We start from the raw sequence: 26,620 nt of genomic DNA on the forward strand, positions 1-26,620 counted from the left end.
CCGCGTGCGTCGCGGGTCAGCGGGCGGCGACGCTCACCGGCGCCCCCTCGCCGTCCCGCGCCTCCCGGGAGCGGCGCTCGATGCCGGCGAAGGCGGCCACGGCGCCGATCAGGCACAGGATCCCGGTGACGGTGACGGCGGAGTGCAGACCGTTCACGAACGCCTGGCCGCTGCCCTCCACGACCGCGGCCCTGAGCTGCGCCGGCATGTCGGAGGAGACCGGGGCGATCCCCATCGCGACGGCGTCCTCGGCCTTCTCCAGTCCGTGGGCCAGGGACACCGGGACGCCCGCCCCGGTGAGCTCGCCGAACAGTGAGGAACCGACCTTGCCGGCGATCACGGTGACCAGCACGGAGGTGCCGAGCGCACCGCCGATCTGCAGCATGGTGGACTGCAGGCCGGACGCCACGCCGCCGTCCTCGACGGGCGCGTTGCCGATGATCGCGGCGGCGGTGGCGGGCAGCACGATGCCGACGCCGAGGCCCAGCGCGAGGTAGGGCGGCCACATCGTGGCGTAGGACGAGTCGACGGTCCAGGTGAGCATGGAGAACATGGCGGCGGCCGAGAGGACCAGACCCAGCGGGATCGTGACGCGCGGCCCGAAGCGGGCCGTCAGCTGGGAGCCGATCGGGGAGGCGAACAGCGAGGCGATCGACATCGGCAGCGTGCTGATGCCGGCCTCGACGGGCGTGTAGCCGCGCACGTTCTGCAGGTACAGCATGATGAAGAAGATGCCGCCGAGCATGACGAAGAAGTTCAGCAGGGTCATGACGGCGCCGGTGGTCAGCGACCGGCCGCGGAACAGGCGCATCGGCAGCAGCGGGTGCTCCTGCCGGGCCTCGTACCGGCAGAAGACGGCCAGGAGCACCAGGCCGAGGGCGATGGAGCCGAGGGTCCCGGCGGAGGTCCAGCCCCAGGTCTCGCCCTTGACGATGCCGAAGACGAGCGCGAGCAGACCCGCGGCGAGCAGGACGACGCCGGCGATGTCGAAGCGCCGGTGACCGGCGGAGTTCCTGGACTCGGTGAGGACCGCCGCGCTGAACACCAGCGCGACGGCACCGATCGGCGCGTTGATGTAGAAGACCCACGACCAGTCGACGTGCTCGACGAGCAGACCGCCGATGATCGGGCCCAGCGACGTCGAGACGGCCGAGACCATGCCCCAGATGCCCACCGCGAGCCCGAACCTCCTCGGCGGGAAGACGGCGCGCAGGATGCCCAGGGTGTTGGGCATCAGGACGCCGCCGCACAGGCCCTGCAGGGCGCGGAAGAGGATGACGCCCTCGATGCTGCCGACCAGGCCGATGGCGACCGAGGTGACGACGAACCCGCCGACGCCGACGAGGTAGTACAGGCGCCGGCCGAACCGGTCGCCGAGCGTGCCGCCGAGGATCATCGAGGCGGCGAGCGCGAGCAGGTAGGAGTTGGTGACCCACTGCAGTTCCGCGGTGCTGGCCCCGAGGTCCTTGCCGATCGCCGGGTTGGCGATGGCGACGACGGAGCCGTCGAGCTGCACCATGAGCAGGCCGAACGACACTGCGACCAGAGCGAGCCAGGGGTTGCCCCGGCGCGCGGCCCCCGACTGCACGGGGGCAGCCGTGACGGGGGCGGAGTGATCCACGGGAGTGGACGCCATGAGGGAAGCCGTTTCTTTCTCGGAAGGGGCGAAGAAGGGGTGAAAGAAGGGACGAAGGGGAGTGGCCGGACCGCACGGATCGCACGGACGGCGGGAGAAGGGCGCGCGGAGGACCGGACGCGGGGCGGCCGACGCGGGACGGCCCCGGGAAGGACCGCGTCCGGGAAGGGGTGCGTCCGGGAGGGAGCGGGAAGCGGGGGAACGGGGGAAGGGGAGCGGGAAGCGGGACGCTCACCGCGTGGACATGCCACGCGGGAACGCGTCACCGCGGGAACGCGCCGCCGCAAGGACGCGTGCGACCCCGCGGTCCCGGCGTCAGCGGGCCGCGGAGTGCAGGTGGTGCGTCAGCGCTTTCAGCGCCCCGAGGGCGGAACCGAGCGCGTCCATCTCGCCGTCGGTGAGGGACAGCATCGCCCGGCCGAGGTGGCTCTCCTCGAGGGCGCGCACCTCGGCGATCCGCTGCCGCGAGGACTCCGTGAGGTGGAGGTGGGCGACCCGCTTGTCGGCGCCGTCCTGCCGGCGCTCCAGTTCTCCCCGCTCCGTGAGCTGGGAGACCAGGGCGCTGACGTTGTTGGGCTTCATCAGCAGCGCCGTGGCCGCCTCGCCCACCGTGGCGCCCTCGTGCCGCGCGACGAACCGCAGCAGCGCGAGCTGCCCCTCGGGCGGCTTCGGGTGGGGGTACTCGCTCCCGACCCGCCGCTCCAGTGCCCGGTGCAGCGCCGGCAGGCACGCCGCGAGCTCGGAGGCCACGCGTGCGATGCGCTGTTCGGGGGCACGGGTGTCGGACACGCCCGAGATGACAGGTATCCCGAGATACCTATGTCAAAGGAGATGAGTGGCCGGACGGGTGGCCGCCGGCCCCAGGGGGTGTCGTTTGGATCAGGCCGGCTCCGGGCAACGGTGCCTTGCGGACCGGCCCGAGCGGGGTCTGGTGCGTGCGGGTGCAAGGCGGAGGAGGGCGCCGGGGCGGAGCCCCGGCAACCGACGACAACGCCGCAGATGCGCGTGCCGGGCCCCGCGGCCCCGGCAAGATCCAAACGACACCCCCTAGTTGAGCAGGGCCCGTGCCGCTCGGGCCTGGGCGCGGACGTGTTCCGCCGCCGGCTCGTCCACCGCGGCCACCACCTCGGCGTACGCCTCCAGCTCGTCCGCGCCGTCGAGGAAGTCACCGCGCCGGACCAGTACCTGGGCCCGCTCGTACCGCAGCCGTGCCGGGTGCGAGGGGAGCAGCAGGGACAGGTCCACCGCCCACAGGGCCACGTCGGACCGCTCCGGCCGGGCGGCCGCCCACGCCCGGACGTTGTTCAGGACGCGCAGCACGACGTCCAGGGGATCGGCGGGCGTCAGCATCGACGCCTCCAGCGGCGCCCCCGTGGCCCCGGCGACCAGCAGCTCCGCGTCGGCGCCGGTCAGTACCCGGCCCCCGTCGAAGGGGTCGGCGAGCACCTGCTCCTCCGCCTCCCCGAAGCCGACGACGAAGTGCCCGGGCAGCGCCACCCCGTACACCGGCGCCCCCGCCCGCCGGGCCACCTCCAGCCACACCACCGACAGCAGGATCGGCAGCCCGCGCCGCCGCCGCAGCACCGCGTGCAGCAGCGAGGACTCCAGCCGCCGGTAGTCGCCCGGCGTGCCGTGGAAGCCGTACCGCTCGCCCAGCAGTCCGCGCAGCGCGAGCGCCCACGCCAGGGGCGAGCCGGGCCGGTAGGGGAGTTCCCCGGCCAGCCGGTCCAGCTCGACCTGCGCGGCGTCCATGCCCGCCTCGTCCAGCGCGCCGTCCGCCTCCGCGCCGATCAGCAGGCACAGCGCGGACAGGTCCGGCCGCTCGCAGCGGGCCTCCTCGGCGAACCGCCGCCGCAGCTCGGCGGAGCGCTCGGGTGACGGGGGACGGGGGAAACGCATAACCGGTTCGTGCCCGCTCACGGCGATCCGTCACCGGCCGGAGCCGATGATTCCGGCGCGCGGTGGTGGTGGTAGGCGTGGTGTGCGGCGAAGCCCATCCGGTCGTACAGCGCCCGGGCCCCCGCGTTGTCGTCCTCGACCTGGAGCCAGGCCGCCGACGCGCCCTCCTCCAGCGCCCGCCGGGCCAGCGCGGCCATCACGGCGGTCGCGAGCCCCCGCCGGCGCTGCGCCGGATCCACCTCGACCGCCGCGAAACCGGCCCACCGCCCGTCCACGACGCACCGCCCGATGGCGGCCGGGGCGTCCGGACCGGGCACCGTCGCGAACCACACCGAGGGACCGCTCTCCAGCACCTTCAGGGCGACCTCGCTCGCCCCCTTGCGCCGGTACCGCGCCAGCCACGCCTCGTCGGCCGTCCGCGACAGCACGACCCCGGACGGCTCCGGGCCCCGGTCGGCGACCGGTGCCAGCCCCCCGACCCACAGCTCGGCGGTCACCTCCCGCACCCAGCCCCGCCGCTCCAGCTCCGCGCACAGCAGCTCCTGCGTGCCCTCGGCGCCGGTCGCGGTCTGCACGTAGGCGGGCAGCCCCCGTTCGGCGTACCAGCGGCGTACGGTCGTCAGCGCCTCGTCGAGCGGCACGCCCGGGTCGCCGAGCGGCAGCACCGAGTTGGCGCGCCGGGTGAAGCCCACCCGCCGCCCGGCGGGACCCCCGTCGCGCGGCGCCCGCTCGACCGCGGCCCGCAGCTCCCACTCGCCCAGCCGCTCGCTCTCCAGGGGCCGCCAGGCCCGCGCGGCGACCCGCGCCAGCTCCTCGTACGAGGCGGCCGGACCCCGCCGACGCGCCGGAGCGGACGGCACCACCTTCCCCGCGACCAGCGAGGATTCCGCGATGCGGACGGTCTCGCCGCTCTTCCGTGTGATCAGCAGCACACCGTCGTCCCATGATGCGAGAACACCCACCGTGTCGGTGAACTTCTCCTCCGTGACACCGGCGTGGCTCAAGCGGCGCACGGAAACTCGTTTGCCCACGTCAGCAGCGGTGATACGGACCTCGAGACGCCCAGCGGCAGAGATTTCCACAGGTCAGTTCACCCCTCCTGTTCGGATCATGCCCAAGAACGGAGATACTAGGGGCGGGCATCGACGACGCCGCGCTCCCGCGCGCCAGGCGGCGGAGCCTGAGGAGGCCCGCCAGCGCCCTATCGAGGAGGAACGACAGCGTGACCTACGTCATCGCGCAGCCTTGTGTCGACGTCAAGGACAAGGCGTGCATCGAGGAGTGCCCGGTCGACTGCATCTACGAGGGCCAGCGGTCCTTGTACATCCACCCGGACGAATGCGTCGACTGCGGGGCCTGTGAGCCGGTCTGCCCGGTCGAGGCCATCTTCTACGAGGACGACACTCCCGAGGAGTGGAAGGACTACTACAAGGCGAACGTCGAGTTCTTCGACGAACTCGGCTCGCCCGGCGGCGCCAGCAAGCTGGGTCTGATCGAGCGCGACCACCCCTTCATCGCCGCGCTCCCGCCGCAGGCCTGAGCGGCCGGCGCGCTCCGCGCCGCCTCGGTCCCGTACGGCCCGATCAGCCCGATCGCCGCACGGGACCGAGGCGTTTTCCGTGCCCGTGCCGCACCAGTGCCGTACCCGTGCCGCACCAGAAAGTGAGCCCGTACCCGTGTCCGCAGTGTCCGACCGGCTGCCCACCTTCCCCTGGGACAAGCTGGAGCCCTACAAGAAGACGGCCGCCGCGCACCCCGGCGGCATCGTCGACCTCTCGGTGGGCACCCCCGTCGACCCGGTCCCCGAGCCGGTCCAGAAGGCCCTGATCGCCGCGGCGGACTCCCCGGGCTACCCCACGGTCTGGGGCACCCCGGAGCTGCGGGACGCGATCACCCGCTGGGTGGAGCGCCGCCTGGGCGCCCGCGGGATCACCCACCGCCACGTCCTGCCGGTCGTCGGCTCCAAGGAACTGGTCGCCTGGCTCCCCACCCAGCTGGGCCTCGGCCCCGGCGACAAGGTCGCCTTCCCGCGGCTGGCCTACCCGACGTACGAGGTCGGCGCCCGCCTGGCGCGCGCGGACCACGTGGCGTACGACGATCCGACCGAGCTGGACCCGGCGGGCCTGAAGCTGCTCTGGCTGAACTCCCCGTCCAACCCCACGGGCCGGGTGCTGTCGAAGCAGGAGCTGACCCGGATCGTCGCCTGGGCCCGTGAGCACGGCGTCCTGGTCCTCTCCGACGAGTGCTACATCGAGCTGGGCTGGGAGGCCGACCCGGTCTCGGTCCTCCACCCGGACGTCAACGGCGGGTCCCACGACGGCATCGTCTCCGTGCACTCCCTGTCCAAGCGCTCCAACCTGGCCGGTTACCGCGCCGCCTTCCTGGCCGGCGACCCGGCGGTGCTCGGTCCGCTGCTGGAGATCCGCAAGCACGGCGGCATGATGACCTCGGCGCCGACGCAGGCGGCCGTGGTGGCGGCCCTGGGCGACGACGAGCACGTCCGCGTCCAGCGCGAGCGCTACGCGGCCCGGCGCACCGCCCTGCGCGGGGCGCTGCTCGGCCACGGCTTCCGCATCGAGCACAGCGAGGCCAGCCTCTACCTGTGGGCGACTCGCGACGAGTCCTGCTGGGACACCGTCGCCCACCTCGCCGAACGCGGCATCCTGGTGGCGCCGGGCGACTTCTACGGCCCGGCGGGCGAGCGGTTCGTCCGTGTCGCCCTGACCGCCACGGACGAGCGGGTGCGGGCGGCGGTGGAGCGTCTGTCCGCGTGACGCGGACGGGATGACGCGGACGGGATGACGCGGTCCGCGTCACGGCGCACGACGGCCGACGGGGCCCGGGGGAGTGAACCCCCGGGCCCCGTCGGCGTGTCGGGCCGGGCCCGATCAGGCGAGCGGCAGGTCCTGGGCCGGCAGGGTCCTGGCCGACGGCACGGCGCCCTCGGTGAGGGACCCGGTCGGCAGCTCCTTCACCACCGGCGCGGTCCTCTCGGCGGTCCTGTCGACGGTCGGCACCACCTTGTCGGTGCCCCCCGCGGTCTCGGTGACGTTCCGCGTCACGCCGGTCACGGTGTCGCCGGTCGCCCCGTCCGGGGCGGTCAGCCCGCCGAGGTTCTGGGCGGTCGGCAGCTCGGGGGCCGCGCCGGCGGAACCGGCCGCACCGACCCCGGCGGCCGCTCCCGCAGCGACGAGCAGCGCGGCACGGGCGATCCGGCGGGTCAGAGGGAGGGACATGGTGCTCCTTCGGCGGAGAGAACGGTGACGTGTCCGACCGGGCCCGGAACCGGCCGACTGGCCGGTGGTCTCCGGACCCGGACGCAGTGACTACCGTCCGGCGGCCGGGAAGGTTGCGGCGGGGCGACGTAAAGAGTTGGCAATGCGTCGCATTATCGGCTGCGGCGAAAAGGGGAGGAAAAGGACCTGCCCGCACGGTCCGCCGCGGGCTGGTGAAAGGGCTGCGGCCCCGTCCCGCCAAGGATTTTCACCGACGCGGGGCGACCGCGCGGAATTCCTCGCGCGGCGTCAGCGGCCCGCCTCGCGCACGACGCCTGAGGGTGAGGTCCCGTACTACTGTGCGGTCGTGATCCGGACCGCGCCCAGGCCGTCGCCCGCGTCCGCGGAGCCCTTGCCGTCGATCGGCTGCCACTGGCTGTCGGTGTTCCCGGCGGTCCATTCGCGCCCGCCGTACGACACCTGCTTTATGTGCAGCTCGGAGGCGTTGGCCACGGCCCAGTGCGCCAGCTGCCAGCCGCGGGCCTCGACGTCCCGCGAGGCGCCGTCGGGCCCGGCGGTGACCGGCAGCGTCACGGTGCTGCCGTCGCCGGGGACGGACCGGTCGTCCGGAGCGGGCGGGGGCGTCGCCGCCGCGCCCACCTCCGCGCCGGCCGGCTCCAGCACGTCCCGCCCGAAGTCCCGCACCAGCGCGGCGCGCACCGCGTCCGTGCCCGCCGCACGCGTCGCGGCCGGACGGCCGTCGCAGGTCAGCGTGGCCGCCGAGCGCCCGGTGAGGGCGGCGGCCAGCAGCGTGGCGTCCGGCTCGTGCTTGGCGTACGCCTGCGGGAAGCCGCTGCGCTGCACCCGCTGCGCGGCGACGGTGAGCGGCAGCCGGGTGTAGCCCGGCACCTCCACCAGGTGCTCGTAGAACTTCTCCGCCGCGTACGCCGGGTCCATGATCTCCTTCGGCGTGCCCCAGCCCTGCGAGGGCCGCTGCTGGAACAGGCCCAGCGAGTCGCGGTCGCCGTAGTCGATGTTGCGCAGCGCGGACTCCTGCAGCGCGGTCGCCAGGGCGATCGTCACGGCCCGCTCGGGCAGGTCGCGCGCGGTGCCCACGGCGGCGATCGTCGCCGCGTTCACCGCCTGCTCGGGAGTGAACGCGTACGTCGCCCCGTCGCCCTTGCCGGACACGACCTTGCAGCCCGGCGCGCCCGTGCCCCCGGTGACGTACTGCACCACGAGGTACCCGGCGACCGCGCACAGCACCACGAGGGCCGCCCCGGAGCGGAGGAGGCGGCCGCGACGCTTGGAAGGGAGGGACGGCTCTGGCACGCGTACAAGGTACTGGAGAGTACGCAGACGTGTGAGCCGGGTGCGGACAGTGGTCCCGGCCCCGGGGCGTTAGGGTCGACGGCATGGCCGACACCCCGCTTGACCTCACGCTGGACGCCGCGCGCCTGACCGCGCAGCTCGTCGACTTCCCCTCCGAGAGCGGCACCGAGAAGCCGCTCGCGGACGCGATCGAGGGAGCGCTGCGCGCGCTGCCGCACCTCACGGTCGACCGGTACGGCAACAACGTCGTGGCCCGCACGCGCCTGGGGCGCCCGGAGCGGGTGATCCTCGCCGGCCACATCGACACGGTCCCGATCGCGGACAACGTCCCCTCCCGGCTCGACGAGGACGGCACGCTGTGGGGCTGCGGCACCTGCGACATGAAGGCCGGCGTGGCCGTCCAGCTGCGCATCGCCGCCACGGTCCCCGCCCCCAACCGCGACCTGACCTTCGTCTTCTACGACAACGAGGAGGTCGCCGCGGACCTCAACGGCCTGAAGCACGTGGCCGAGGCCCACCCCGAATGGCTGGAGGGCGACTTCGCGGTGCTGCTGGAACCCTCCGACGGCCAGGTGGAGGGCGGCTGCCAGGGCACGCTGCGGGTCCTGCTGAGGACCACCGGCGAGCGCGCCCACTCCGCGCGCGGCTGGATGGGCTCCAACGCGATCCACGCCGCCGCCCCGATCCTCGCCCGCCTGGCCGCCTACGAACCGCGCCGCCCCGTGATCGACGGCCTGGAGTACCGGGAGGGCCTGAACGCGGTCGGCATCTCCGGAGGCGTGGCCGGCAACGTCATCCCCGACGAGTGCGTCGTCACCGTCAACTTCCGCTACGCGCCCGACCGCACCGAGGAGGAGGCCCTGGCCCACGTCCGGGAGGTCTTCGCCGGCTGCGGCGTGGCGGAGTTCGTCGTCGACGACCACAGCGGCGCGGCACTGCCCGGACTCTCCCACCCGGCCGCGGCGGCCTTCATCGAGGCGGTGGGCGGCACGCCCCAGCCCAAGTACGGCTGGACCGACGTCTCCCGCTTCTCGGCGCTGGGCGTCCCGGCGGTCAACTACGGTCCCGGCAACCCCCACCTGGCCCACAAGCGGGACGAGCGCGTGGACACCGCGAAGATCCTCGCCGGGGAGGAGCGGCTGCGGTCCTGGCTGACGGCGTGAGGCCGCCGGCGTTCCGGCGCGTTTAGGACGCTGTCCGGCGGACATGCTGACGTCCCCCGTACGTAACCCGCGTAGATCTACGCTGAGGTGGAACGACCTGCACAACGGAGGGAGCGCACATGGCTACCGGTAACCCCGAGGGGAAGCAGCAGCCGCCGGAGGAGAAGCGCCTGGGGCCGGTCCTCCGCAGGCGGGACCAGGTGCAGGCGAGCACCACCGACCAGCGGCTGCTGGACGAGCGCGCTCCGTCCGACTGGGTCCACACCGACCCCTGGCGGGTGCTGCGCATCCAGTCGGAGTTCATCGAGGGCTTCGGCACCCTCGCCGAACTGCCCGCCGCCATCAGCGTCTTCGGCTCGGCGCGCACGCCGGTGGACTCCGCGGAGTACGAGGCGGGCGTCCGCCTGGGCCGGGGCCTGGTCGAGGCGGGTTTCGCGGTGATCACCGGCGGCGGCCCCGGGGCCATGGAGGCGGCCAACAAGGGCGCGTGCGAGGCGAAGGGCGTGTCGGTCGGCCTGGGCATCGAACTGCCCTTCGAGCAGGGGCTCAACCCCTACGTCGACATCGGCCTGAACTTCCGTTACTTCTTCGTCCGCAAGATGATGTTCGTCAAGTACGCCCAGGGCTTCGTGGTCCTGCCCGGCGGCCTCGGCACCCTCGACGAGCTCTTCGAGGCGCTGACCCTCGTCCAGACCCAGAAGGTCACCCGCTTCCCCATCGTCCTGTTCGGCACGGACTACTGGGGCGGGCTGGTCGACTGGCTCCGCCACACGGTCATCGCCCAGGGCAAGGCGGCGGAGAAGGACCTGCTGCTGTTCCACGTCACGGACGACGTGGACGAGGCGGTGGCGCTGGTGTCGAAGGAAGCGGGCCGCTAGAGGCGTTCCCCGCGCGGCGGGGCGGGCCTACGCCAGCCCCCTGCGCGCGACCGCCGGCGGACGGTGCCCCGCGATCGACGCCACCATGTCCAGCACCTGCCGCGTCTCCGCCACCTCGTGCACCCGGTACACCTGCGCCCCCAGCCACGCCGACACGGCCGTCGTGGCCAAGGTGCCCAGCACCCGCTCCTTCACCGGCTTGTCCAGCGTCTCCCCGACGAAGTCCTTGTTGGACAGCGACACCAGCACCGGCCACCCGGTGGCGACCATCTCGTCCAGCCGCCGCGTCGCCTCCAGGCTGTGCCGCGTGTTCTTCCCGAAGTCGTGCCCGGGGTCGATCAGCACCGACTCCCTCGGCACCCCCAGGGCCACCGCCCGCTCCGCCAGTCCCACGGTCACGTCGAGGATGTCGGCCATGACGTCCCCGTACGCCACCCGGTGCGGCCGGGTCCGCGGCTCGGCGCCGCCCGCGTGGGTGCACACCAGCCCGGCGCCGTACCGCGCGGCGACCTCCGCGAGCAGCGGATCGACCCCGCCCCAGGCGTCGTTCAGCAGGTCCGCCCCCGCCTCGCACACGGCCTCGCCGACCTCGTGCCGCCAGGTGTCCACGCTGATCACGACGTCCGGGAACCGCCGCCGGACCTCCGCGACGAAGCCGACGGTCCGCCGCGCCTCCTCCTCGGCCGTGACCTCCTCGCCCGGCCCGGCCTTCACCCCGCCGATGTCGATGATCGCGGCGCCCTCCGCCACGGCCTGCTCCACGCGCGCGAGGGCGGGCTCGTCGCGGAACGTCGCGCCCTGGTCGTAGAAGGAGTCCGGGGTCCGGTTCACGATCGCCATGATCACCGGCTCGTGCGGCTCGAATTCCCGCCTGCCCAGCCTGAGCATCCCCTGTGACCTCTCCTCGTGCGCCGAACCGTCTTCCGGCCGCCTGTGACCGCCTGGCGACCCTAACTGTCAGACTCGCATGGCACGATCGGAGCCACACATCCGACTCCGACTCATCCGACCATGGGGGCCCCAGCGATGGTGATGTTCTTGTTCCTGGTCGTCGCGCTCGCCGTCGTGGTCACCGCGGTGACCCTCGCGGTGGTGGGCGGCGGCGAGAACGGCCCGCTGCCCGAGGCGCCGCCCGAACGGCTCCTGGACCCCCTGCCGCCGGACCGCCCGGTCGACCGCGCGGACGTGGACGGCCTGCGCTTCCCGCTCACCGTGCGCGGCTACCGGATGGCGGACGTGGACGACGCCCTCGGCCGGCTCGGCGCCGAGCTCGCCGAGCGCGACGCCCGCATCGCCGACCTGGAGGCCGCGCTGGCCGGCGCCCGTGCCGCCGCCCACGTCTCCATGGACAAGACCGCCCCGCGCGAGGAGGGTGAGCAGCTGTGAGCGACGGTGCCGCGCTCGTCGGCCCGGACGGCGCCCCGCGCTGCCCCTGGGCCCTGTCCGCCCCGGACTACGTCACGTACCACGACGAGGAGTGGGGCCGCCCGGTCCACGGCGACGACGCCCTCTTCGAACGCCTCAGCCTGGAGGCGTTCCAGTCCGGCCTCTCCTGGATCACCATCCTGCGCCGTCGCCCCGGCTTCCGCGCCGCCTTCGCCGACTTCAAGATCGCCACGGTCGCGGAGTTCACCGACGAGGACCGCGAGCGCCTGCTGGCCGACACGGGCATCATCCGCAATCGCGCCAAGATCGACGCGACCCTCGCCAACGCGCGCGAGCTGGCCGCGTGGGCGCCCGGCGACCTCGACGCCCTGATCTGGTCGCACGCCCCCGACCCGGCGGGCCGCCCGGCTCCGAAGACCCTGGCCGACGTCCCCGCGGTGACCCCGGAGTCGACGGCCCTGTCCAAGGCCCTGAAGAAGCGCGGCCTGCGCTTCGTCGGCCCGACCACGGCGTACGCCCTGATGCAGGCCTGCGGGCTGGTCGACGACCACCTGGAGGACTGCGTGGCCAGGCGGCGCTGAGCCGCCCGGCGCCGCGCGCGTCCCGGCTCAGCGGCCCAGGTACTTCGGCTTCTCCTTGTTCACGAACGCCCGCACCGCGATCGCGTGGTCCTCGGAGGAGCCCGCCCGGGTCTGGAGCTCGTCCTCCTTCTCCAGGGTCTCCTCCAGGGAGTGGCTCAGCCCGTACGCCACGGACTCCTTCAGCGCCGCGTACGCCACCGTCGGGCCCTCGGCCAGGGCCCGCGCCGTCTTCTCCGCCTCCGCGCGCAGCTCCGCCGCCGGGACCAGCCGGTTCGCGATGCCCAGCTCGTACGCCTCCCGGGCCGGGATGCTGCGCGGGAAGAGCAGCAGGTCGGTGGCGCGCCCGGGGCCGATCACGCGCGGCAGCGTCCACGAGACGCCGGAGTCCGCGGTCAGCGCGACCCCGGCGAACGAGGTGGTGAAGGACGCCGTGTCCGCGACGATCCGGTAGTCCGCCGCCAGCGCGAAGCCGAAGCCGGCGCCCGCCGCGACGCCGTTCACCGCCGCCACCACCGGCTTCGCGGCCCCGGCGATCGCCTTCACGATCGGGTTGTAGTGCTCGCGCACCGTGCTCATGGTCTGCCCCGAACCGCTCTCCCGGTCGGCGGCCAGCAGCCCGATGTGCTCCTTGAGGTCCTGCCCGACGCAGAACGCCCGGTCGCCGGCCGCGGTCAGCAGCACGGCCCGCACGGCGTCGTCGTCCGCGGCGGAACGGACCGCGTCGCGGAGGGCGGCCTTCGTCGCGACGTCCAGCGCGTTCATCGCCTCCGGGCGGTTCAGCGTGATCGTCGCGAGTCCGTCGCTCACCTCGTAGAGCACGGTGTCGGCCATGGCGTTTCCCCTCCGTGTGGCGGAATCGGGACGTACCGGCGAGTACGTCCCCGTCTGCAGGACAGCATGACGGAGATCACCGGCGGTGGCGTGCGGGCGGCATGTGACCTGCGTCAAAGAATTCCCGTCCGTTTTCGTTCGGTGAAACTCCGTGCGGTGGCGCAGTATCGCAACCACATCGCCGAATTGGGTGGTTTTGCTCGCGTGCGTTGCCCAAGCGATGCCGACTGATGTTGGTCATCGGGTCCTGAGATGCGGGATAATGGCCTGGAAGCAATGTGTTCGATGCCGGTGGCGTGTGTCCTGCTCCCAGGACCGCAGGTGCCCTTCGTGGCCCGTCGGCTAGACGGTTGAGCTGGGTTTCAGGAAGGGGAACGAGCATGGCGGCCATGAAGCCGCGGACGGGTGATGGCCCGCTCGAGGTGACCAAGGAGGGGCGGGGCATCGTCATGCGCGTTCCGCTCGAAGGCGGCGGTCGGCTCGTCGTCGAGCTGACCCCGGACGAGGCCGACGCGCTCGGCGACGCCCTCAAGAAGGTCGTCGGCTGACGCGCAAGCGACCATACCCTTTCAGCCGCCCCGGTGCCGCACTCGGTGCCGGGGCGGCTGCTTGCGCGGGCGGGGCGCCGGTCCGTCCCCGCCGCTGCCGCCCCGCCGCCGCGCACCGTCTCCCACCCGGCTACCGCTTCACCGCGCAGAGGAGCCCGTCCCCCACGGGCAGCAGCGACGACACCAGCTCCTGGCTCTCGCGCACGGCCCGCACCAGTTCCCGCAGCCGCAGCACCTCCGTCGGCTGCGGCCCGGAGTCCACCGTGCGCCCGTTCGCGAAGATGCCCTCGAAGGCGACCAGGCCCCCGGGACGCAGCAGGCGCAACGATTCAGCGAGATAGTCCTGGTACTCCAGCCGGTCGCCGTCGCAGAAGACCAGGTCGTAGCCGGCGTCCGCGAGCCGGGGCAGGACGTCCAGGGCGCGGCCCGGGATGAAGCGGGCCCGGTTGCCGGCGAAACCGGCGGCGCGGAAGGCCTGCCGGGCGGACTGCTGGTGCTCCGGCTCCTGGTCGACCGTGGTCAGCACCCCGTCCGGCCGCATCCCGTGCAGCAGGTGGATCCCGGAGACGCCGCAGCCGGTGCCGATCTCCGCGACCGCCTTGGCGTCCACGCTGGCGGCGAGCAACCGCAGGGCCGCGCCCGTGCCGGGCGACACCGAGCGCAGCCCCGCCTCGCGGGCCCGGTCCCGGGCCCAGAGCAGCGCTTCGTCCTCGGCGACATAGGCGTCGGCGAACGCCCAGCTCGTCTGCCGGTTGGCGGTAATGACCCTCTCCTGTCCCCATGGTTGCCTGCTGCGTGACTGTATCCGCTGGCGCCGGGAACCCGCAGATGGGACCGGTCGTTTAAAGGGGTGACCGAGTGGCGTGCGCCGTGACGGGGGGTGGGCGGTGGACGAGGACGCCGAGCAAGTGCTGACGCAGTCGTACGACCCGTGGCAGCCCAGATCAAATTCTCGTAAAACCGCTTATCCGGAGCTAACGGGCGAGGTGGCTATGGTAGGGGCTCCACTGGACACCACCAGAGCCGATAGGGGAGGTGCGGCTGCGCCTGTGGATCGCGCAGGAGTGCTGCGGCGCTTCCTCGGATCGGCGGGCAGGCCGAAATCCGTGAACGACACCGCTGACCACACCCACGCCGCCGACCGGACCCAGACCGCGACCTTCTCCACCGACGCGGACGGGCAGGCGTGGACTCCGCCCACGTGGGAGGAGATCGTCAGCATGCACAGCGGCCGCGTCTACCGGCTCGCCTACCGCCTCACCGGCAACCAGCACGACGCCGAGGACCTCACCCAGGAGGTCTTCGTCCGCGTCTTCCGCTCCCTGTCGACCTACACGCCGGGCACCTTCGAGGGCTGGCTGCACCGCATCACCACCAACCTCTTCCTGGACATGGTCCGCCGCAAGCAGCGCATCCGCTTCGACGCGCTCGGCGAGGACGCGGCCGAGCGGCTGGCCAGCAAGGAGCCCACCCCCCAGCAGGTGTTCAACGACGCCCACTTCGACGCGGACGTCCAGCAGGCTCTCGACACCCTCGCCCCCGAGTTCCGCGCCGCGGTCGTCCTGTGCGACATCGAAGGACTGTCGTACGAGGAGATCGCCGCGACCCTCGGCGTCAAGCTCGGCACGGTCCGCTCCCGGATCCACCGCGGCCGCTCCCAGTTGCGCAAGGCCCTCGCGCACCGCTCGCCCCAGGCGCGCGCGGAGCGCCGCTCCTTCGTGCCGCGTGTTCCCGCACTGGGAGGAGGGGGCGCGAGCGCGTGAGCGGTTCACGGCCGAAGTCTTCCGAGGGACACCTCGCAGAGCAGCACCTGGGAGACCGACTCTCCGCCCTGGTGGACGGAGAGCTCGGTCATGACGCGCGCGAGCGCGTACTGGCACACGTGGCCACCTGCGCGAAGTGCAAGGCGGAGGTGGACGCGCAGCGCCGTCTGAAGAACGTCTTCGCGGAGGCCGCCCCCCGCCCCCCTCGGAGAGCTTCCTGGCCCGCCTCCAGGGGCTCCCGGCCGGGGGCGACCTCGGCGGCCCGCCGTCGGCCGGGGAAGGGCCCCCGGGCGGCGCGTCCGGGCGGTTCGGCACGACCTCCGGGGCCTTCGGGACCAGGCGGGGCGAGCGCTTCGAGTTCGCGTACGCACCGGCGCGGCGGCACGCCCCCGCACCGGCGGCGTCCCGGGCGGACCGGGGCTTCCGCATCCACGACGTCGGCCGCCACGAGACGGCGGACCGGCCGTCCTCGCGCGGGCTGCGGTTCGCGTTCGTCGCCGCCGGGGCGGTGTCCCTGGCCGCGATCGCGCTCGGCGGGGTCACCACGAGCACGCCCACCGACACGGAGGCGCGCGGCTCGGGCAAGGGCAGCAACGTGACGCCGACGCGCACCCAGGGCACGGGCCCGGCGACGGCGCCCGAACAGCGGCGCCGTGGCGTCGGACCGCTGCTCGGCCAGCTCCAGGGCCAGGGCGCCCCCGCGGACGACCCGGTCGCCCCGACCACGGTCTCCGCGCCGCTGCTGCCCGGCGTCCCCCCACCGGCCACCGGGGCACACCGCTGACGGCCGGCGCCGCCGCGACGTCCCCGCTGATACGACCGCTCGGCTCGACCCCGCCGCTCGCCCTGACCGCGTGGTCCGGCTCCTCCGGGATCAAGGGCCCCGACCTCCTCACCGCCGCTCCCGGCACGTCGTCGGCCCCTTCGCCCACCGCCTCCTCCCGTACGGCCCGCTGACCCGTTCCCTGCGCACGGGCGCGCGGACCTGATTGAATCCAGGTGGTGCGCCCAGGCCCACGCAGCCGGGCGCCGAGCCGGGCTCCGGCGCGGAGGCGACGGAGCCGGGAGCCGACGATCCGCGGCCACCGCCGACGAGCCGTGCCGCGTCCAGCTGTGGGGAGAGCATGAACGAGGGGAAGCCGGGCCCACCGGGGGAGGGGCCGACCGCGCGTCCGGAAGGGCCCGACGGGGACTTCGAGCTGGCGCGGCCCGGCCGGGCGCCGGCCGGTGCCGGGGGCGGGCACGAGGGCGACTACGAGCTGGACCGGCCGCTGCCCGCCGAGGCCGCCCCCGCCGGCGCGCCTGCCGTCCCGGACCCGTCCCGGACGCCCGGCGCGCCGGAGGCGTCCGCCGCCTCCGCCGCCCCTGCCCACCCCGCAGGCCCCGCGGCCCCTGCCGCCTCCGCCGCCGAGGCCGAGCAGCCCAGGCCCCTGCACGACCCCGACCCGTACAGCACCCCGCCGTACGGCGAACCGGGCCCCTGGGCGCCCGCGCCGCCGGTGCAGCACCCGGCGGCCACTCCCGCCCACGGCATGGCGGTCACGGCACCGCCGCCCGGCACGGCGCCGCACGGCGCGCCGCCCGCACCGGCCGCCGTGGCACCGTCCGTCCCCGCGCAGGCGCGCCCGGACACCCCGGTGCCCTCCGCCCACGCGGACGCCCCGGCATCCCCGTACGCAAACGCCCCGGCCCCCGACCCGTGGCGCCGCTACGACCCCTGGGCGGCCGCGCCGCTGCAGCAGACCGGGTCCGCGGTGCCCCACGAGAAGCAGCGGCGCAGGCGGACCAGGAGGGCCCTCCTCGGCGCCGTGCTGGTGTTCGCGCTCGTGTGCGGGGGCGTCGGCGGGATCGTCGGCGCGTACCTGGAGCGCAACGGCGGGATCGGCGCCGTCGAGCTGCCGCAGGCCGGCGAGGAGTCCTCCGGGCGGGAGCCGGGCAGCGTCGCCGGCATCGCCGCACAGGCCCTGCCCAGCGTCGTCACCCTGCACGTCAACGGCTCCGGCGAGGGCGGCACCGGCACCGGCTTCGTGCTCGACACGCGCGGACACATCCTCACCAACGACCACGTCGTGGACCCCGCCGGGGACGACGGCGAGATCACCGTGACCTTCCACAGCGGCGACACCGCCGAGGCCGCCGTCGTCGGCCGGGACAGCGGTTACGACCTGGCCGTCGTGAAGGTGAAGGGCGTCCGGGGGCTCACCCCCCTGCCCCTCGGCAACTCCGACAACGTGCAGGTCGGCGACCCCGTCGTGGCCATCGGCGCCCCCTTCGACCTGGCCGGCACCGTGACCTCCGGCATCATCAGCGCCAAGGAGCGGCCCATCACCGCGGGCGGCGAGGAGGGCGACGGCAGCGACGTCTCGTACGTCGACGCCCTGCAGACCGACGCGCCGATCAACCCCGGCAACTCCGGCGGCCCCCTGCTCGACTCCAGGGCCCGGGTGATCGGCATCAACTCCGCCATCCGCTCCGCCGGCGGCGGGGCCGCCCCGGACGGCGGTCAGTCCGGCTCCATAGGGCTCGGCTTCGCCATCCCCATCAACCAGGGCAAGCGGGTCGCCGAGGAGCTGATCAACACGGGCGGGGCGACCCACCCGGTCATCGGCATCACCCTCGACATGGCCTACAGCGGCGACGGCGCCCGCGTCGGCACCGAGGGCGGCGACGGCGGGCCCGCGGTCCGCACCGGCGGCCCCGGCGACAAGGCCGGGATCAGGGCCGGCGACGTCATCACGGAGGTCGACGGCCGGCGCATCCACTCCGGCGAGGAACTCATCGTCAAGACCCGCGCCCACCGCCCCGGCGACCGGCTGGAGCTCACCCTGGAGCGGGACGGCGTGGAGCGGAAGGTCTCCCTGGTGCTCGGCTCCTCGGAGGGCGACTGAGACGTACGGCACGGCACGGGAAGGCGAACGGCCCGGAAAAACCGCACGGGTGCGCACACAGGTGACCACCGGGACGGTACCGGTCGCACGGGATGGCCGGGTACCGTGGACCCGGCCCGGACCACGGAAGACCGCAGACCGCCCCGAGGGCCGAGGACCGAAGGCATCGCGAGGAGCTTCAGGTGTTCAATGACATAGGACCGCTCGAGCTGGTGACGCTCATCGTCCTCGCCGTGCTCGTCTTCGGTCCGGACAAGCTCCCCAAGGTCATCCAGGACGTGACGCGCACGATCCGGAAGATCCGGGACTTCTCGGAGAGCGCCAAGCAGGACATCCGGCAGGAGCTGGGACCGGAGTTCAAGGACTTCGAGTTCGAGGACCTCAACCCCAAGACGTTCATCCGCAAGCAGCTGGACAACGACGACCTGGGGCTCAAGGAGATCCGCAACGGATTCGACCTCAAGAAGGAGATGGCCGAGGTCGCGGACGCCGTCCACGGCCGCGACTCCGACTCCTCGTCGTCCTCGGGCTCCTCCGGTCCCGCCCCGTCCCCGGGTTCCTCCGGTGACCGCGTGGACATGACCAAGAAGCCCGAGAGCCGGGCGGCCGACCACCGCCCGCCCTTCGACGCGGACGCCACCTGACCCGGTCCCGCGAGGACCGTTCGAACCGGGGCGAACCGGGCCCGCGGACGCGGTCCGGACCGGGCGCCGAGCAGGGTGCACAGGGGCGTACGCCCCCGCGCACGTGACGCGTTTCATACTCCGGCCGGGCTCCGCAGGGCCCGATCCGGACGTCCGTGCGCCCCGTACACCGGGCGCTTTCCCAGCCGGTGGCGACAAGATGGCTATGCTGCCGAGTTGTTGTGCGGACCGGACGAGTACGCCCGAAGGGGGGCGGGCCGCTCGGTCCGACGAGAGCGAGGAGGCGTCCGGGCACATGGAGACGACGAGTCGGGCAGTCGCGCAGGCGCCGGTCGCGGAGGACGGACCACAGGTCCCCTCCGTCCGGCGTGCGGTCGACGGCTACCTGCGTGCGCCCTTCCCCTGGTACGGCCTTGACGAGGCCTTCACGGGGCCCCGCTGGCTGATGCAGGTCGGTACGGCGGCCGACGGGGCCGTCGAACACGGATCCATCGGGCACGGCGACGAGCCCTCGGTGCGCAGCGAGTACCTGGCCGGAGGCGACCAGGACGCCAAGGAGAAGTTCGCGGTCGTCGTGACCGTGGCCGCCAACCCGGTCCGCCGCAGCGCCGACGGCACCGGTCTGCTGGAGGCCACCTCGGTGTCCTCCGCCGCCTGGCTCGCCGGTGTGGGGCTGCTGTCCTTCACCTGGCCCGGCCAGATGGACCACTCCCTGCGCGACGACTGGCTGGAGCAGCAGACGGAGACCGCGTGGGTCCTCGCGGACGACCTCGAGGGCCCCGACTGGTCGACGCTGTCCCTGCCCGTGGACGGGGTGCCGACGCCGTTCCACTACCGGGAGTCGGAGTTCGGCTGGGTGCTCGCCGGGACCACGCGGACGGGCGTGCACGTGGGCGCGTACGGCAGGGGCATGAGCGCCTACGGCCTCGGCTTCGCCGTGGTCGAGGACATCGGCACGTACGCGGCCTGAGCGCGGGCCCCGGACACGCCGAAGGGCGCCCTCCCCCGCGGGGGACGGCGCCCTTCGGCGTGCTGACGGCCCCGGGGACCGTCCGGACCCTAGAACTTGTTCTTCGGCGTGATCCCCAGGGACAGCCCCGCGAGGCCCCGCTGGCGGCCGCCCAGCTTGCCGGCGATCGAGCGGAGCGCCGAGCCCGCCGGGGAGTCCGGGTCGGTCAGGACGACCGGCCTGCCCTCGTCGCCGCCCTCGCGCAGCCGGACGTCGATGGGGATGGCGCCGAGCACCGGGACGTTCGCCCCGGTGGTCCGGGTCAGGCCGTCGGCGACCGTCTGGCCGCCGCCGGTGCCGAAGACGTCGACCATCTCGCCGCAGTGCGGGCAGGGCAGCCCGGACATGTTCTCGACCACGCCGACGATCTTCTGGTGCGTCTGCACGGCGATGGAACCCGCCCGCTCGGCCACCTCGGCCGCCGCCTGCTGGGGCGTGGTGACCACCAGGATCTCGGCGTTCGGGACCAGCTGGGCCACGGAGATCGCGATGTCGCCGGTGCCGGGCGGCAGGTCGAGCAGCAGCACGTCCAGGTCGCCCCAGTACACGTCCGCCAGGAACTGCTGGAGCGCGCGGTGCAGCATCGGGCCGCGCCACACCACCGGCGCGTTGCCCGGGGTGAACATGCCGATGGAAATGACCTTCACGCCGTTCGCCGACGGCGGCATGATCATGTTCTCGACCTGGGTCGGACGTCCGTCGGCGCCCAGCATGCGCGGCACCGAGTGGCCGTAGATGTCGGCGTCCACGACACCGACCTTCAGGCCGTCGGCCGCCATCGCCGCCGCCAGGTTCACCGTCACCGACGACTTGCCGACGCCGCCCTTGCCGGAGGCGACCGCGTACACCCGGGTCAGGCTGCCCGGCTTGGCGAAGGGCACCTCGCGCTCGGTCTGGCCGCCGCGCAGGGCGCTGGCCAGTTCCTTGCGCTGCTCGTCGCTCATGACGTCCAGCGTGACGTCGACACGGGTGACGCCCTCGACCCGGGAGACCGCGTCCGTCACGCGCTGCGTGATGGTGTCCCGCATGGGACAGCCGGAGACCGTCAGGTACACGGTGACCGCGACCGCCCCGTCCGCACCGATCTCCACCGATTTGACCATGCCGAGTTCGGTGATCGGCCGGTTGATCTCGGGGTCGTTCACCGTCGCCAGTGCCTCGCGCACCGCGTCTTCCGTAGCCATAGGGACGATGGTACGGCGCCGGGTGCACCCGCCGGTAAGTCCGTCATCGGTCGTCTGCGTCACGTTCCGGCGGCCGTTCCGCCCGTATCGCCGGAAACGGTCCGTGATGGTCCTTGTGGCCGTCCTGCCGCTCCTCCAGTTCCTTGACCATGTCCTGGAGCTCCGAGCGGATCCAGTCCCGCGTGGCCACCTCCCCGAGCCCGATGCGCAGCGCCGCGATCTCCCGGGTCAGGTACTCGGTGTCCGCGATCGACCGCTCGTTCTGCTTGCGGTCCTGCTCCAGGTTGACCCGGTCGCGGTCGTCCTGCCGGTTCTGCGCGAGCAGGATCAGCGGGGCCGCGTAGGAGGCCTGGAGGGACAGCGCCAGCGTCAGGAAGATGAACGGGTACTCGTCGAACCGCAGCTCCCGCGGCACGGACACGTTCCACAGCACCCACACGATGATGACGACCGTCATCCAGACGAGGAACCGCCCGGTGCCGATGAAGCGCGCGATCCGCTCCGACAGCCGCCCGAAGGCCTCCGGGTCCCACTCGGGCAGGAGCCGGCGCCGGGGCGGGCGCGGCTGGTCCAGCCGGGGCGCGCGCGGCCGGCGGCCGGCGGCCGTGGCACCCGCGGGCAGCCGCTCGCGCGTCCCCTCGCGCTCAGGAGCCATCGGTCACCACCCCCCCGTCGAGGTGGAACTCGGTCTCCCGCCAGTCCTCGGGCAGCATGTGGTCCAGCACGTCGTCCACCGTCACCGCGCCCAGCAGCGAGCCCGTCTCGTCGACCACGGGCGCCGCCACCATGTCGTACGCGGCGAAGAACCCGGCGACCACGGGCAGCGCCGCGTCCGGCTCCAGGGGCTGCAGGTCGTCGTCCAGGATCGAGCCGACCAGGGTGTACGGGGGGTCGCGCAGCAGGCGCTGGAAGTGGACCGTGCCCAGGTACTTGCCGGTGGGCGTCTCCTCGGGCGGACGGCACACGTAGATCTGCGCGGCGTGCGCGGGGGAGAGGTCGGGGTTGCGGATGCGGGCGAGCGCGTCGGCGACGGTCGCGTCGGGCCGCAGCACGATCGGCTCGGTCGTCATCAGACCGCCCGCCGTGTGCTCCTCGTACGACATCAGGCGCCGCATGTCGGCCGCGTCACCGGGCTGCATCAGGCTCAGCAGCCGCTCCTTGTCCGCCTCGGGCAGCTCGCCGAGCAGGTCGGCCGCGTCGTCGGGGTCCATGGCCTCCAGGACGTCGGCGGCGCGCTCCTCCTTCAGCTTGCCGAGGATCTCGATCTGGTCGTCCTCGGGCAGCTCCTCCAGCACGTCGGCCAGCCGGTCGTCGTCGAGGGCGGCGGCGACCTCGGCCCGCCGCTTGGCGGACAGGTGGTGCAGGACGTTGGCCAGGTCGGCGGGGCGCAGCTGCTCGAAGGTGGCGAGCAGGTTCTCGGCGCCCTGCCCGTGCTCCTCCAGGGAGAAGCCGGTGACCGCGGTCCACTCGACGGTCAGCGTCTCGCCCTTGCTGCGCCGGAACGCGCCCGCCTTCTTCCCCTTGCGCACGAAGACGCGGTCGATCTCCCACTCGCGGCGGACCGGCAGCTGATGCACCGACAGGTCCAGGACCGTGACCTCCTCGCCGCTCTCCGCGAGCGTCACCCGCCGGTCCAGGAGCTCGCCGAAGACGAGCCGCTCGGTGGGCCGCTGCTCGAAGCGCCGGACGTTGAGCACGCCGGTCGTGATGACCTGCCCGGACTGCACGGCGGTCACCCGGTTCATGGGCAGGAAGATACGGCGGCGGGTGGCGAGTTCGACCACCAGACCGAGCAGTCTCGGCGGACGCCGGCCGACCCGCAGGACGACGACCAGATCGCGCACGCGCCCCACCTGGTCGCCGGCCGGGTCGAACACGGCGACACCGGAGAGGTGCGAGACGAAGAACCGGGGGGCGCCCGCTGCCATGGCCGCGGCTCCTTTTCATGCGGGATGTTTCGTTCCGGGTGGTGCCTGCTGCGCTCGTTTTCCGAATTGCCCGCTCGGGTGGGCTTCAGGCTAGCCCGTCCCGATCGGCCGTGCTCCCGAGGCCGGTCCGGACGGACCGGCTCCGTTCTGATCACCTGATCCCGGTACCCTGCGGTACGCCGTTCAGGTCCCCCGACAGAGAGGCAGCCCCACCTGTGACTCCGATCTCCTCGGGCCGTTCCCGCAGGACCGTGCTGGCCGGCGCCGTGGGCGCGCTGCTCGTGACGGGGACGGCGCTCACGGGATGCTCCGAGGACCCGAACGAGGGCACCAACGGCGTCGGCAGGCTGTCCGCCGACGAGATCCAGAGCCGGACCCAGAAGGCCGCGAAGTCGGTCGACACGGTCCGGCTGCACGGGACCGTGGTCACCAACGGGCGCAGCTACACGCTCGACATGCGGCTGAAGCCCGAGGGCGGCATCGGGTCGGTCACCACCCGGGGGGAGACGTTTCGCCTGCTGCGGGTCGGCGACGAGCTCTTCCTGAAGGCCGGCGCGGAGTTCTGGGGCCGCGAGGACGACGGCGAGGCGGACGCGGCGGCGGCCGGCAAGCTCGCCGAGAAGTACGTGAAGGTGCCGCAGGGCGACCCCTCGTACAAGAAGTTCAGCGGTTTCACGGACAAGGACGTCCTCCTCGGCGGCCTGCTCACCCTGCACGGCAAGCTGGCCACGGACGGCCGCCACGAGCAGGGGGGCGTCCGCACCATCCGGATCGCCGGCGACAAGGGCTCCGGCGGCACCCTGGACGTCTCCCTCGAGGGCACGCCGTACCCGCTGCGCCTGGTGCGGGCCGGCAAGGCGGGCACCCTGACGTTCTCGGCCTGGGGCACCGACTTCCCCCTGGAGAAGCCGGCCGAGGACCAGACCCTGGACTACGGCCAGCAGCTCCCCGCCTCGTAGCCGGTCCGAACGACAGACCCTAGCCCCGCCGGCGCTTCCTCTTCTTCAGCAGCAGCCGGGGCAGGCCCGCCGGCACGGGCCTCCTGGTCGTCACCGGCGTCGGCAGCGGCGGCCCGGCCAGCGAGCCGTCGGGCAGTGGCGCCGTCTCCCCCGTCGGCTCCAGGCGCAGCACCCGGCACTCGCGCGACCAGCGCGCGGTCATCGCCTCGCCGTCGGGCGCGTTGAGCCGCTTGCCCTTGAGCTCGGCGACGGCGGCCGTCCACTCCTCGGAGCCGGACGGCAGCTCCACGACCCGCGCGGTCCAGGAGACCAGCCGGCCGCCCTTGTCCTTGCTGCGGACCGTCACCTGGGCCCGGACGCCGTCGGCCAGCCCCGGCAGCGGCTGCTCCCCGGGCCCGTCGCCGACCACGCACGCGGCGCCCTCGTGCCACACGTGCCACAGCGCACGGGCCGCGGCGCCGGGCCCCCCGACCCAGACGAGGCCGGACTTCTTCGTGGCCTCCTCGATGAGGGCCCTCTCGAGCAGCTCGCTTGTCATGGGCCCAGCCTATCCAGGGCCGTCCGGGGCCGTCAGAGCCAGCCGTTGCGCTTGAGCGTGCGGTGGATGCCCAGGCAGATGGCCACCGTGATCCCCAGGACCAGCGGGTAGCCGTACTTCCAGCGCAGCTCGGGCATGTGGTCGAAGTTCATCCCGTACACACCGCACACCATCGTCGGCACGGCGATGATGGCGGCCCACGAGGTGATCTTGCGCATGTCCTCGTTCTGCGCCACGGAGGCCTGGGCGAGGTTGGCCTGGAGGATGGAGTTCAGCAGTTCGTCGAAGCCGATGACCTGTTCCTGCACGCGCGCCACGTGGTCGGCGACGTCCCGGAAGTACTTCTGGATCTCCGGGTCGATCAGCCGCATCGGCCGCTCGCTCAGCAGCTGCATCGGCCGCAGCAGCGGCGACACGGCCCGCTTGAACTCCAGCACCTCGCGCTTGAGTTGGTAGATCCGGCCGGCGTCCGTGCCGCGCGGGGCGCCCTTGCGGCCCGGCGAGAACACCTCCGTCTCGACCTCGTCGATGTCGTCCTGCACCGCGTCGGCGACCGCGATGTAGCCGTCCACGACGTGGTCGGCGATGGCGTGCAGCACGGCCGAGGGGCCCTTGGCCAGCAGCTCGGGGTCGTCCTGCAGGCGGTGCCTGAGGGCCCGCAGCGAGCCCTGCCCGCCGTGCCGGACGGTGATGAAGAAGTCCCGGCCGGTGAAGCACATCACCTCGCCGGTCTCGACGACCTCGCTGCTGGAGGTGAGCCGGTCGTGGTCGACGTAGTGGATGGTCTTGAAGACCGTGAACAGCGAGTCGTCGTAGCGCTCCAGCTTGGGCCGCTGGTGGGCCTGGACGGCGTCCTCCACGGCCAGCGGGTGCAGCCCGAACTCGCGGGCGATACCGGCGAATTCGGCCTCGGTCGGCTCGTGCAGGCCGATCCACACGAAGCCCCCGTCGCGACGCACCAGGCGCATCGCCTCCTGCGGGCCGATCGGGCCCTCGGTCTCCAGGCGCCGGCCGTCGCGGTAGACGGCGCAGTCGACGACGGCGGTGGCCGTCCCGGGGTCGCGGGTGGTGTCGTACGGGCCGCTCTCCTTGCGCAGCGAGACACGGGAGGAGGGACGGACCACGGCACGCAGGTCGCGGATCATCGACATGGCGGGCTCCTTCGCGGACGGGCAACGAAAGGCGCCGGGACGACGGGTGGAACAACCCGGAATGAGGACGTCTTGAACTGCGGATGTTTGGCACGTCCACAAAGCGGGGAGCACCGCACCGTCGCGGTGGCGAGCTTCGTCGCTGATACAGCTACTGGGGCAGATCAGGCAGAACGAAACGAAGTGCTCTTCCGTTACGGACGCGAGTGCGAAAGGCGGCAGCCAGGGGAAAGACGGCTACATCAGCGGGCGGAAGAGCGGGTGATACTGCACGGTCGACTTCGGTCCATGCCAGCCCCACCTCCTCCGGCCGGTCCCTCGTGAGGGACGATCCACAATCCCCCTGGGGGATTCCCCCGTAGACGGGGAGTGCCACATCGGCGTCGGGACTCGATCGCGACGCTTCTGCGTGCTGCCCCGACCACCGGCCAAGCGTATCAGCCGACCGGCGTGTCAAGGCGCTGCTTTGCCCGGTGCTGACGAGTTCTATGCTCGCCGCATGGCTGATGTTCTTCCTCTGGTCGAGGCCCGGTTGCGTACGGCGCTGGGCGAACCGGACGCGCGGGCGGCGGTCACCTTCCTGGGCACGGACCGCATCGAGGTGCTGCGCTTCCACGAGGGCGACATCGTGCGCTACGCCACGCTCGGCATGTCGGCGCAGCCCATGGCCGACCCCACGGCCGTGGTCGCGGACCCGGTCAGGGGGCCGCGCGCCGAACTGGTGCTGTCTGTCAGGGGCGGACTCGCCGACACCGACAAGGTGCTCCGCCCGCTCGCCGTGCTGGCCGCGTCCCCGCAGGTCGAGGGAGTGGTCGTGGCGCCCGGCGCCTCCCTGGACGTCGGCGGGCCGCTGTGGCCCGGCGCCCCGTTCACCTCGGTCCTGGTCGCCGAGCCCGGCGGTCTGGTGGAGGACCTGGAGCTCGACGCGCCCCTGGACCCCGTGCGGTTCCTGCCGCTGCTGCCCATGACCCCGAACGAGGCCGCCTGGAAGCGGGTGCACGGCGCCCAGGCCCTCCAGGAGCGCTGGCTGACGCAGGGGACGGACCTGCGGGACCCCGCCCGCAGGTCCGTCCCGCTGGAGTGAGCA

At 73.2% G+C, this 26,620-nt stretch carries 28 protein-coding genes and 1 pseudogene; 15 read left to right on the forward strand and 14 right to left on the reverse strand.

The genetic code is table 11. From position 1 onward, the window contains the following. Positions 1-16: 16 nt before the first annotated feature. From GL259_RS25335 to GL259_RS25350, 4 genes are all read right to left on the reverse strand, one after another. A complete protein-coding gene (locus tag GL259_RS25335; protein ID WP_159535629.1) occupies positions 17-1,636 on the reverse strand; it encodes an MFS transporter in 1,620 nt (539 codons plus the stop codon). Between the two features lie 315 nt (positions 1,637-1,951). Further along, a complete protein-coding gene (locus GL259_RS25340; RefSeq protein WP_159535630.1) occupies positions 1,952-2,425 on the reverse strand; it encodes a MarR family transcriptional regulator in 474 nt (157 codons plus the stop codon). 258 nt (positions 2,426-2,683) lie between these two features. Beyond that, positions 2,684-3,535 carry a transglutaminase-like domain-containing protein gene (locus GL259_RS25345; protein WP_159535631.1) on the reverse strand — a complete coding sequence of 284 codons (852 nt, stop codon included), beginning with the start codon at positions 3,533-3,535 and terminating at the stop codon, positions 2,684-2,686. Between the two features lie 17 nt (positions 3,536-3,552). Continuing rightward, a complete protein-coding gene (locus GL259_RS25350) occupies positions 3,553-4,617 on the reverse strand; it encodes a GNAT family N-acetyltransferase (protein WP_159535632.1) in 1,065 nt (354 codons plus the stop codon). A 140-nt stretch (positions 4,618-4,757) separates the two neighbouring features. Between GL259_RS25350 and fdxA the strand changes: the two genes are divergently transcribed. Together fdxA and GL259_RS25360 are read left to right on the forward strand one after the other, a co-directional pair. Next, complete coding sequence (gene fdxA / locus GL259_RS25355; protein ID WP_004926152.1) at positions 4,758-5,075, forward strand: ferredoxin; 318 nt, start codon at positions 4,758-4,760, stop codon at positions 5,073-5,075. A gap of 136 nt (positions 5,076-5,211) precedes the next feature. Further along, the gene (locus GL259_RS25360; protein ID WP_159535633.1) at positions 5,212-6,309 is read left to right on the forward strand and encodes a bifunctional succinyldiaminopimelate transaminase/glutamate-prephenate aminotransferase; all 1,098 of its coding nucleotides are present in this window, start codon (positions 5,212-5,214) and stop codon (positions 6,307-6,309) included. A 114-nt stretch (positions 6,310-6,423) separates the two neighbouring features. Here the strand turns inward: GL259_RS25360 and GL259_RS25365 are convergent, their stop codons facing one another. Continuing rightward, positions 6,424-6,771 carry an ATP-binding protein gene (locus GL259_RS25365; protein ID WP_159535634.1) on the reverse strand — a complete coding sequence of 116 codons (348 nt, stop codon included), beginning with the start codon at positions 6,769-6,771 and terminating at the stop codon, positions 6,424-6,426. 333 nt (positions 6,772-7,104) lie between these two features. After that, positions 7,105-8,082: a heavy metal transporter gene (locus tag GL259_RS25370; RefSeq protein ID WP_159535635.1), complete on the reverse strand. Its 978-nt coding sequence runs from the start codon at positions 8,080-8,082 to the stop codon at positions 7,105-7,107. Positions 8,083-8,165: 83 nt separating this feature from the next. Between GL259_RS25370 and dapE the strand changes: the two genes are divergently transcribed. Both dapE and GL259_RS25380 read left to right on the forward strand, forming a co-directional pair. Then, positions 8,166-9,245 (forward strand): succinyl-diaminopimelate desuccinylase, encoded by a 1,080-nt coding sequence (dapE, locus tag GL259_RS25375; RefSeq protein ID WP_159535636.1) that lies wholly within the window; start codon positions 8,166-8,168, stop codon positions 9,243-9,245. Positions 9,246-9,364: 119 nt separating this feature from the next. Next, entirely contained in the window at positions 9,365-10,123 is a 759-nt protein-coding gene (locus GL259_RS25380) for a TIGR00730 family Rossman fold protein (RefSeq protein ID WP_159535637.1), read from the forward strand. 27 nt (positions 10,124-10,150) lie between these two features. Here the strand turns inward: GL259_RS25380 and folP are convergent, their stop codons facing one another. Further along, a complete protein-coding gene (gene folP / locus GL259_RS25385; protein ID WP_159535638.1) occupies positions 10,151-11,011 on the reverse strand; it encodes a dihydropteroate synthase in 861 nt (286 codons plus the stop codon). A 144-nt stretch (positions 11,012-11,155) separates the two neighbouring features. Here folP and GL259_RS25390 point away from each other — a divergent pair, with 144 nt between their 5' ends. After that, a complete protein-coding gene (locus tag GL259_RS25390) occupies positions 11,156-11,509 on the forward strand; it encodes a DivIVA domain-containing protein (RefSeq protein ID WP_166461666.1) in 354 nt (117 codons plus the stop codon). Next, complete coding sequence (locus tag GL259_RS25395; protein WP_159535640.1) at positions 11,506-12,090, forward strand: DNA-3-methyladenine glycosylase I; 585 nt, start codon at positions 11,506-11,508, stop codon at positions 12,088-12,090. Before GL259_RS25390 ends, GL259_RS25395 begins: the two co-directional genes overlap by 4 nt. 27 nt (positions 12,091-12,117) lie before the next feature. Here the strand turns inward: GL259_RS25395 and GL259_RS25400 are convergent, their stop codons facing one another. Next, positions 12,118-12,921 carry an enoyl-CoA hydratase-related protein gene (locus GL259_RS25400; RefSeq protein WP_159535641.1) on the reverse strand — a complete coding sequence of 268 codons (804 nt, stop codon included), beginning with the start codon at positions 12,919-12,921 and terminating at the stop codon, positions 12,118-12,120. 66 nt (positions 12,922-12,987) lie between these two features. On the opposite strand from GL259_RS25400, the gene GL259_RS25405 reads away from it, so the two are divergent. Then, a complete protein-coding gene (locus GL259_RS25405) occupies positions 12,988-13,152 on the forward strand; it encodes a hypothetical protein (protein ID WP_159535642.1) in 165 nt (54 codons plus the stop codon). A gap of 149 nt (positions 13,153-13,301) precedes the next feature. Further along, on the forward strand, positions 13,302-13,469 hold the full coding sequence (locus tag GL259_RS25410) for a DUF3117 domain-containing protein (protein WP_003966491.1): 168 nt from the start codon (positions 13,302-13,304) through the stop codon (positions 13,467-13,469). Between the two features lie 130 nt (positions 13,470-13,599). Here GL259_RS25410 and GL259_RS25415 read toward each other — a convergent pair whose 3' ends face one another. Next, positions 13,600-14,274 (reverse strand): O-methyltransferase, encoded by a 675-nt coding sequence (locus tag GL259_RS25415; protein WP_159538964.1) that lies wholly within the window; start codon positions 14,272-14,274, stop codon positions 13,600-13,602. A 259-nt stretch (positions 14,275-14,533) separates the two neighbouring features. Between GL259_RS25415 and sigE the strand changes: the two genes are divergently transcribed. The 5 genes and pseudogenes from sigE (at position 14,534) to GL259_RS25440 (ending at position 19,734) form a co-directional block, all read left to right on the forward strand. Further along, entirely contained in the window at positions 14,534-15,232 is a 699-nt protein-coding gene (gene sigE / locus GL259_RS25420; protein WP_159538966.1) for an RNA polymerase sigma factor SigE, read from the forward strand. Beyond that, positions 15,229-16,189 (forward strand): annotated as a pseudogene (locus GL259_RS25425) (zf-HC2 domain-containing protein). Before sigE ends, GL259_RS25425 begins: the two are co-directional and overlap by 4 nt. A gap of 167 nt (positions 16,190-16,356) precedes the next feature. After that, positions 16,357-18,120: a trypsin-like peptidase domain-containing protein gene (locus GL259_RS25430; RefSeq protein WP_208026519.1), complete on the forward strand. Its 1,764-nt coding sequence runs from the start codon at positions 16,357-16,359 to the stop codon at positions 18,118-18,120. Between the two features lie 182 nt (positions 18,121-18,302). Next, the gene (locus GL259_RS25435; protein ID WP_159535643.1) at positions 18,303-18,764 is read left to right on the forward strand and encodes a sec-independent translocase; all 462 of its coding nucleotides are present in this window, start codon (positions 18,303-18,305) and stop codon (positions 18,762-18,764) included. A gap of 295 nt (positions 18,765-19,059) precedes the next feature. Continuing rightward, positions 19,060-19,734 carry a hypothetical protein gene (locus tag GL259_RS25440; RefSeq protein ID WP_159535644.1) on the forward strand — a complete coding sequence of 225 codons (675 nt, stop codon included), beginning with the start codon at positions 19,060-19,062 and terminating at the stop codon, positions 19,732-19,734. Positions 19,735-19,823: 89 nt separating this feature from the next. Here the strand turns inward: GL259_RS25440 and GL259_RS25445 are convergent, their stop codons facing one another. Genes GL259_RS25445 through GL259_RS25455 form a run of 3 tightly spaced genes read right to left on the reverse strand, consistent with a single transcriptional unit; the run spans position 19,824 to position 22,885 of the window. Then, complete coding sequence (locus GL259_RS25445) at positions 19,824-20,957, reverse strand: Mrp/NBP35 family ATP-binding protein (protein ID WP_159535645.1); 1,134 nt, start codon at positions 20,955-20,957, stop codon at positions 19,824-19,826. A 43-nt stretch (positions 20,958-21,000) separates the two neighbouring features. Continuing rightward, positions 21,001-21,612, reverse strand: a complete 612-nt coding sequence (locus GL259_RS25450) for a DUF1003 domain-containing protein (RefSeq protein WP_159535646.1) — start codon at positions 21,610-21,612, stop codon at positions 21,001-21,003. Further along, the gene (locus tag GL259_RS25455) at positions 21,602-22,885 is read right to left on the reverse strand and encodes a CBS domain-containing protein (RefSeq protein ID WP_159535647.1); all 1,284 of its coding nucleotides are present in this window, start codon (positions 22,883-22,885) and stop codon (positions 21,602-21,604) included. The genes GL259_RS25450 and GL259_RS25455 overlap by 11 nt, the downstream gene beginning before the upstream one ends. 215 nt (positions 22,886-23,100) lie before the next feature. On the opposite strand from GL259_RS25455, the gene GL259_RS25460 reads away from it, so the two are divergent. Next, positions 23,101-23,844, forward strand: a complete 744-nt coding sequence (locus GL259_RS25460; RefSeq protein WP_159535648.1) for a hypothetical protein — start codon at positions 23,101-23,103, stop codon at positions 23,842-23,844. Positions 23,845-23,863: 19 nt separating this feature from the next. Here GL259_RS25460 and GL259_RS25465 read toward each other — a convergent pair whose 3' ends face one another. After that, a complete protein-coding gene (locus GL259_RS25465; RefSeq protein WP_159535649.1) occupies positions 23,864-24,382 on the reverse strand; it encodes a hypothetical protein in 519 nt (172 codons plus the stop codon). 32 nt (positions 24,383-24,414) lie between these two features. Then, positions 24,415-25,533: a magnesium and cobalt transport protein CorA gene (locus tag GL259_RS25470; protein WP_159535650.1), complete on the reverse strand. Its 1,119-nt coding sequence runs from the start codon at positions 25,531-25,533 to the stop codon at positions 24,415-24,417. Positions 25,534-26,032: 499 nt separating this feature from the next. Between GL259_RS25470 and GL259_RS25475 the strand changes: the two genes are divergently transcribed. Then, positions 26,033-26,617: a suppressor of fused domain protein gene (locus tag GL259_RS25475; RefSeq protein ID WP_159535651.1), complete on the forward strand. Its 585-nt coding sequence runs from the start codon at positions 26,033-26,035 to the stop codon at positions 26,615-26,617. Positions 26,618-26,620: the final 3 nt, after the last annotated feature.

Source organism: Streptomyces sp. Tu 3180 (genome assembly GCF_009852415.1).
Classification (GTDB): domain Bacteria; phylum Actinomycetota; class Actinomycetes; order Streptomycetales; family Streptomycetaceae; genus Streptomyces.